Source organism: Sphingopyxis sp. (assembly GCF_035250425.1).
GTDB lineage: Bacteria > Pseudomonadota > Alphaproteobacteria > Sphingomonadales > Sphingomonadaceae > Sphingopyxis.
The window spans coordinates 1-2,644 of sequence record NZ_DATFFD010000311.1 but is presented as its reverse complement, the minus strand read 5'-3'; the positions used below and the strand labels follow the sequence as shown (position 1 = coordinate 2,644).

At 66.3% G+C, this 2,644-nt stretch carries 2 protein-coding genes; one reads left to right on the top strand and one right to left on the bottom strand.

The genetic code is table 11. The features are described from left to right. Window positions 1-66: 66 nt before the first annotated feature. Window positions 67-1,746, bottom strand: a complete 1,680-nt coding sequence (locus VJ811_RS19130) for a CHASE domain-containing protein (protein WP_324075358.1) — start codon at window positions 1,744-1,746, stop codon at window positions 67-69. A gap of 110 nt (window positions 1,747-1,856) precedes the next feature. Here VJ811_RS19130 and VJ811_RS19125 point away from each other — a divergent pair, with 110 nt between their 5' ends. Then, the gene (locus VJ811_RS19125; protein WP_324075356.1) at window positions 1,857-2,507 is read left to right on the top strand and encodes a glutathione S-transferase family protein; all 651 of its coding nucleotides are present in this window, start codon (window positions 1,857-1,859) and stop codon (window positions 2,505-2,507) included. The last annotated feature ends 137 nt before the right edge of the window (window positions 2,508-2,644 follow it).

The window sequence follows — 2,644 nt, the reverse complement described above, 5'->3', positions numbered from 1 at the left end:
TCGGGGCTGCGCGCGACGACATCGGTGAAGGTGCCGCCGCGGTCGATCCAGATATGCCAGCACTCGTCAGTCGTTCGGGGCATTGTCCGGCCAGCGAATGACGATGGCGAGGCGGTTGTCAACCGCCGTGCGCTGCCAGCTGCCCTTGAGCTGGCGTTCGATCAGGGTGCGAATGAACTGGGTGCCGAAGCTTTCGCAGTCGATGTGCGGGGTTTCGGGAAGGTCGCTTTCGATCCAGCTCAGCTCGATATCGCCGCCGATGCGGCGCCAGCCGACCGCGAGGTCGCCCTGGCCCGCGAGCGCGCCATATTTGATGCTGTTGGTGACGAATTCGTGGACCGCGAGCGACAGCGCCTGCGCCCCCTCGTCGTCGAGATGGACGTCGGGGCCGGTAACCGCGGCGAGCTGTTCGGGCGAGCGGCCGGCGAGCTCCAGCTCGCGGTGGACGATCCGTCCCAGGTCGACGCTGTCGACCGCGCCGGTGACGAGCATCTGCTTGGCGCCCGACAGCGCGCGCATGCGGCCGTCGAACTTGGCCTCGAAATCTTCGAGGCTGCTCGATTCGCGCAAGGTGATGCGCGCGAGCGCGCCGATGCGGGCAAAGGCGTTTTTCATCCGGTGCGCCATCTCGCCGATCATCAATTCGCGGTCTTCGGCGTGGCGCGCCCTTTGCGCGGCGAGTGCCTGAAACGCGTTGAGGCGGCGGCGCTGGACGCGGTGGAGCTGGGTCGCGAGCAGCGCAAGCGCGACGCCGAAGATGAAGATGCCGAGCGGGCGGCCCAGCCGTTCGAGGAAGCGGCCGTAGGAGATGTGCATCGTCCATTGCCGGTCGGCGATGCGCAGCACCTGTTCCTGCGCGTCCCAGCCCATCCTGCCGTGGCGGAAAACGACGGGTGCCGAGGGACCGTCGCCGGCGCGGATCTCGAGCCCGTCGATCTTGCCCAGCTGCGGCCCGAGCACCGTCTTCATCATGTCGTTGATGCGGAAGGGGGCGTAGACGAACGCCTCGACCGGCCGGGCGCCGGGCGCCGTCGCCGCATCGCCTACCGCCCCCGCGTCCGACGCGCGGGCGTAGACGGGCAGGTAGATGAGAAAGCCCGGCTGCTTGACCTTTACCGCCCGCTCCTGTGCGAGCTGGACGATACCGCTCGCGGCGGGGCGCCCGGTCTGCCAGGCGCGGCGCATCGCCGCGCGGCGCACGGGCTCGCTGTACATATCAAAGCCCAGCGCGAAATGGCGGCGCGGCGTATAGGGTTCGATGAGGATGACGGGAAAGCCGACCGGCTGGTCGGTTGCCGGCCACACCTTGATATCCTGGCCGTAATTTTCGCGCAGCCGCGCCTCGATTGCCGCCGGCGTGCCCGCGCGCATGGCGGCGGCGATGCCGATGCCCTCCATCCCCGGGGCATGGACCTGCGGCTGGAGCGCCCCGAGATAGGCGCGGATGCCGGGGCCGGTTGCTGCGGCGTCGGACTGATAGAGCGCGCGCACGCCTTCGAGGATCGCGACATGGTCGCGCAGCCGCATGTTGAATTGCGCCGCGACGCGTTCGGCCTGATCGGCCTCTTCGGCCCGGTTATAGAGAAAGCTGGCACCGGCCGCGACGATCGTCGCAAGCAGGATGACCAGCCCGACGAAGCGGACCAGCAGCGCCAGCAGCCGATCGGCCCAGGTTGAAGGGCGCATGTTCTTGTCCTGCCTGATGGCTGCCGCAGCAGCGCCCCCCTCCATGCCCAGATGTTTCATGCGAAAGGGCCGATAGCAAGTTAATTTCGTGCCGGTTCGGCGCCGCCGCTGGCCGGTTGCAAGCAAAAAGCCGTCGCCTATGATGCGGCATATAGAATGGGAGAATCGGGATGATCATCTACGGGTCGGTGGTGTCGCCGTTCGTGCGCAAATTGCTGGCATATCTTGGCGAAAAAGGGATCGATTTCGAGCTGAAGGGCGTCGGCATCGGCGATCCCGATCCGGGTTTCCGCGCTGCTTCGCCGCTCGGCAAGATGCCCGCGATGGACGATGACGGCTTCCTGCTCGCCGATTCGAGCGCGATCATTCAATATGCCGAAGCCAAACATCCCGAACCCGTGCTGATCCCTGCCGACCCGCAGGAACGCGGCCGGGTGATCTGGTGGGAGGAGTTCGGCGACACGGTGTTCGCCGCGTGCAGCGGCAAGATGTTCTTCAACCGCATCGTCGCGCCGAAATTTCTCGGGCGCGAGGGCGATCTGGCCGCCGCGGCGCAGGCCGAGAGCGAGGAATTGCCCAAGCTGCTCGCCTATCTGGAAAGCGCGATCCCGGCGTCGGGCTTCCTCGTCGGCGACCGGTTGACGCTCGCCGACCTCGCGGTGGCATCGCCGCTGATGAACCTGCGTCATTGCGGCGCGTGCATCGATCCGGCGACGCATCCGAAGATCGCGGCGTGGAGCGAGGCGATCCTGTCGCGGCCGAGCATGGCGACGTGGATCGCGAAGGAGGAAAAACTGATGGCGCGGGTGCTGGCGGCCTAGGGTCAGGACCCATTAATTGCGCGATCGAGGTTTGAAGCGATTTTGTTCAGTGCGAGGAGGCAAGGCGCGGGAATATGTCGATATTTCAAGACTTGCCGACGACGCAATGGACAAAATCGATCAAATCCCGAAGGGAC